4 protein-coding genes and 2 pseudogenes are annotated in these 4,169 nt (G+C 72.6%); 2 read left to right on the top strand and 4 right to left on the bottom strand.

The window, feature by feature from the left end:
* The 4 genes and pseudogenes from RH94_RS45280 to RH94_RS33090 all read right to left on the bottom strand — a co-directional run.
* On the bottom strand, positions 1-511 hold a 511-nt coding region (locus tag RH94_RS45280), incomplete at its 3' end, for a glycosyltransferase (RefSeq protein ID WP_234426222.1).
* A 153-nt stretch (positions 512-664) separates the two neighbouring features.
* Positions 665-1,025, bottom strand: a pseudogene (locus tag RH94_RS45275) (bifunctional 5,10-methylene-tetrahydrofolate dehydrogenase/5,10-methylene-tetrahydrofolate cyclohydrolase); the annotation flags it as partial.
* A 1-nt stretch (position 1,026) separates the two neighbouring features.
* A pseudogene (locus tag RH94_RS45270) lies at positions 1,027-1,511 on the bottom strand (tetrahydrofolate dehydrogenase/cyclohydrolase catalytic domain-containing protein); the annotation flags it as partial.
* Between the two features lie 393 nt (positions 1,512-1,904).
* On the bottom strand, positions 1,905-2,270 hold the full coding sequence (locus RH94_RS33090) for a nuclear transport factor 2 family protein (RefSeq protein WP_073952031.1): 366 nt from the start codon (positions 2,268-2,270) through the stop codon (positions 1,905-1,907).
* Positions 2,271-2,455: 185 nt separating this feature from the next.
* Here RH94_RS33090 and RH94_RS33085 point away from each other — a divergent pair, with 185 nt between their 5' ends.
* On the top strand, positions 2,456-3,541 hold the full coding sequence (locus RH94_RS33085; protein WP_073952030.1) for an S-(hydroxymethyl)mycothiol dehydrogenase: 1,086 nt from the start codon (positions 2,456-2,458) through the stop codon (positions 3,539-3,541).
* Positions 3,541-4,169: MBL fold metallo-hydrolase (locus RH94_RS33080; protein WP_073952029.1), on the top strand; the 629-nt coding region annotated here is incomplete at its 3' end. The genes RH94_RS33085 and RH94_RS33080, both read left to right, overlap by 1 nt.

Below are 4,169 nucleotides of genomic sequence, written 5' to 3'. Positions count from 1 at the left end.
CGGCCGCCGAGAAGACCCGCTCCACGGCCAGGTTGACGCCATGGCCGGCGAGGCGGTTGGCCGCCGTTCCCCAGTGGCCGCCGCCGAGCAGGGGCGGGGCGAACTCCCCCGTGGGGGAGAGGGGCTGCAGATGCGCGCCCATGCTCGGCAGCCTCAGCGCCTCGGCGATGACGTGCCCGACCGGACCCAGCGAGCCGGCCAGCAGCAGCACGTCGTTCTTCTCGGCCGCCGCGATCAGGTCGTCCGTCATACGGCCGAGGGCCGCCCGCGCCAGCCCCACGGCCCGCAGCATCTTGCCCGCGCTGGTGGCGCTGCGGTGCAGCCCGCGTCCGCGCGAGGACTCCAGCTCGGCCCGCGGGTCCACCGGCAGTGGATGGAAACCCAGGCCCGAACCCGCGACCAGCGGCTCGAAGCACCCGTGCGTGACCAGGGTCACCGCGTGCCCCGCGAGGGACAGGCCGTGCCCGAGTCCGGTGAAGGGGGCCACGTCGCCCCGGGAACCCGCCGTCATGATCGCTACGCGCACGTCGGCCAGTATGGCGGCGCGCCCGCCCGCCGCTCGTGAACGACCCGAGGGATGTCGGATCCCGTCACCCCTGTCACGGCCGGCGTCCCGCGCCGGGGACGTCATGCGGTACGGCGGTACGGCGCCCGGGCGCGCCGGTCACACCCCGAGCTGCCGGGCGGCGGCGCGCACGGTCTGCTCCAGCAGCGTGGCGATCGTCATCGGACCGACCCCGCCCGGCACCGGGGTGATCAGCGAGGCCCGCTCCACGGCGGAGTCGAAGTCGACGTCGCCGACGTTGCCCGGGTTGTAACCGGCGTCGATCACGACGGCGCCCGGCTTGACGTCCTGACCGCGGATCAGCCGCGGCCGGCCCACGGCGGCGACGACGACGTCCGCCTCACGGACCACGGACGGCAGGTCGGCGGTGCGCGAGTGGCAGTACGTCACCGTCGCGTCCCGCGCCAGCAGCAGCATGCCCACCGGCTTGCCGAGGATCGCGCTGCGGCCGACCACGACGNCGCCTGCCGCTGAGCTCGACGCCGTACTCGTCGAGCAGCCGCAGGATGCCGCCGGGCGTGCAGGAGACGAACCCCGGCAGGCCGAAGCTCATCGCCGCGAACGAGGCGAAGGTGACTCCGTCGACGTCCTTCTCGGGCGCGATCGCCTCGAACGCGGCCCGCTCGTCGATGTGGTCGCCGACCGGATGCTGGAGCAGGATGCCGTGCACGGCGGGGTCCTCCGACAGGGACCGCAGCGTGCCGACCAGTTCCTCGGTGGTGGTCTCGGCGGGCAGCGCCACGTGGCGGGAGCCGATGCCGGCCCTGCGGCAGCGGTTCTGCTTCATCCGCACGTAGGTGACGGAGGCGGGGTCCTCCCCGACCAGCACCGTCGCGAGACAGGGCACCGTGCCGGTGCGCCCGGTCAGTGCGGCGGCCTGCTCGGCGGTCTCCTCCACGACACGGCGGGCGAGCGCGGTGCCGTCCATCAGACGGGCCTGGGACATGATCACTCCTGGGCGTTCGACGGATCGCCCAGGCGCGCGGCTCAAGACTCTGCGTGGACCGCTCCCCGGTGGTGCTCCACCTTGGAACCTGTCGTCACACCCCCGTCCGCCCGAAGGGCGGGCCCGGCGACGTGACGGCGGGCTCTCAGCGCCAGTCACGGCCCCTCATCAGCCTAGCCGAACGGGCCCGCCGCGGTCGGCGCACGCCCGGCGTGGCACGGCGCGGGCGGGGCCGGGCCGTCCGCAGGACCGGCCGGAGGAGAGCGGCGAGCGCCAGTCGGGACGCCGCCCGTGACTTCCGGAACCCGGCCGAGTGGGACCCGCCCAGACCCGCGCGGGCGGAGAAGGTCCAGGTCATCCGGGAGCTGACCTGGAACCTCGCGGCCTTCCTCCCTACTCGTCCCATACCTGGATCATGATCTGATCGGCGATCCTGCCGTCGCGCAGCGAGACCATGGACTCGGCGAGTACGCGGACGCCGTCCCCGTACTCGCAGGACTCGACGTAGGCGGCGTGGTCGCCCTGCACGACGCACTGCTCCAGCCTGTGCGTCATGTCGCGGCCGTAGACGTCGTCCAGCATCGAGCCGATCTCGTCGCGCCCGTGCAGGACCTTGGGACGACTGGGCTGGGCGTTGCGGTCCACGATCCGGATCTCCGCGTCGTCCGTGTACAGCGACAGCAGTGTGGACGCCGTGTCCCCCTCGATGCCGCGGCGCAGCGTGTCGGTGTCGAAGGCGGGGCTTGCCGTGCCGGCCATGGTGACCTCCTGCGGGGGCGGCGGCCCGGGAGGAGCGGGCCGCGACGGGCCTCCCCCTTCGAGGCTCCTCCGCCGCCGCGGGCTGGGCAAACGCAGCCAGGGCGCCGGACCCGGCAGTGCCTTACTGATCAGTTGAGCGTAGGGTCGGATGGGACGTGCATCGTTCAACGGAAGGGAACAGCACCATGGCGCAGGAAGTGCGCGGCGTGATCGCGCCCGGGAAGAACGAACCCGTGCGGGTCGAGACGATCGTCGTGCCGGACCCGGGGCCGGGTGAGGCCGTCGTACGGGTTCAGGCCTGCGGCGTCTGCCACACCGACCTGCACTACAAGCAGGGCGGCATCAACGACGAGTTCCCGTTCCTGCTCGGTCACGAGGCCGCGGGCGTGGTGGAGTCGGTCGGCGAGGGCGTCACCGACGTCGCGCCCGGCGACTTCGTGATCCTGAACTGGCGGGCCGTGTGCGGCAAGTGCCGCGCCTGTGAGCGCGGGCGGCCCTGGTACTGCTTCGACACCCACAACGCGCGGCAGAAGATGACGCTCACCGACGGCACGGAACTCTCCCCGGCCCTCGGCATCGGCGCCTTCGCCGAGAAGACCCTGGTGGCGGCCGGTCAGTGCACCAAGGTCGACCCGTCCGTCTCCCCGGCGGTGGCCGGTCTGCTGGGCTGCGGCGTGATGGCCGGCATCGGCGCGGCGATCAACACCGGGAGCGTCGGCCGCGGCGACTCGGTCGCCGTCATCGGCTGCGGCGGCGTCGGCGACGCGGCGATCGCCGGGGCGTACCTGGCGGGCGCGGCGAAGGTCATCGCCGTCGACATCGACGACCGCAAGCTCGAGACCGCCCGCACCATGGGCGCCACGCACACGGTCAACTCCAAGGAGACCGACCCGGTCGAGGCGATCCGCGAGCTGACCGGCGGCTTCGGCGCCGACGTCGTCATCGATGCCGTGGGCCGCCCGGAGACGTACAAGCAGGCCTTCTACGCCCGTGACCTGGCCGGCACGGTGGTCCTGGTGGGCGTACCGACGCCGGAGATGAAGCTGGAACTGCCGCTGCTGGACGTCTTCGGGCGCGGCGGTGCGCTGAAGTCGAGCTGGTACGGCGACTGCCTGCCCTCCCGGGACTTCCCGATGCTCATCGACCTGCATCTGCAAGGACGCCTGCCGCTGGACAAGTTCGTCACCGAGACCATCCAACTGGACGAGGTGGAGAAGGCGTTCGAGCGGATGCACCGCGGCGACGTGCTGCGCTCGGTGGTGGTGCTGTGATGGCCGCCCGTATCGAACGCCTCGTCACCTCCGGGCAGTTCACCCTGGACGGGGGCACCTGGGACGTCGACAACAACGTCTGGATCGTCGGTGACGACCACGAGGCGGTCGTCATCGACGCCGCCCACGACGCCCAGGCCATCGCCGAGGCCGTGGGCGACCGCCGGCTGACCGCGATCGTGTGCACCCACGCCCACAACGACCACGTCAACGCGGCCCCCGCCCTCGCCGACCTCACCGGCGCGACGATCTGGCTGCACCGCGACGACCTGCCGTTGTGGAAGATGACCCACCCGGACCGGGAACCCGACGAGCGCCTGGTCGACGGCCAGGTGATCGAGGCCGCGGGCGCCGACCTGACGGTCCTGCACACCCCCGGCCACGCCCCGGGCGCGGTCTGCCTGTACGACCCCGGGCTCGGCGTCGTCTTCACCGGCGACACCCTCTTCAAGGGGGGTCCGGGCGCCACCGGACGCTCGTACTCCCACTTCCCGACGATCATCGACTCGATCCGCGACCGTCTGCTGACGCTGCCGCCCGAGACGAAGGTCCTCACCGGCCACGGCGACGACACCACCATCGGCGCCGAGGCCCCGAACCTCCAGGAGTGGATCGCCCGCGGGCACTG

The sequence above is a fragment of the Streptomyces kebangsaanensis genome (genome assembly GCF_001906585.1).
GTDB classification, from domain to species: domain Bacteria; phylum Actinomycetota; class Actinomycetes; order Streptomycetales; family Streptomycetaceae; genus Streptomyces; species Streptomyces kebangsaanensis.
This window is presented reverse-complemented; position numbering and strand designations above follow the sequence as displayed.

Bases quoted from the DNA above. Each gene is read 5' to 3' on its own strand.
- RH94_RS33090 (WP_073952031.1), bottom strand. From the start codon at position 2,270: ATGGCCGGCACGGCAAGCCCCGCCTTCGACACCGACACGCTGCGCCGC.
- RH94_RS33085 (WP_073952030.1), top strand. From the start codon at position 2,456: ATGGCGCAGGAAGTGCGCGGCGTGATCGCGCCCGGGAAGAACGAACCC.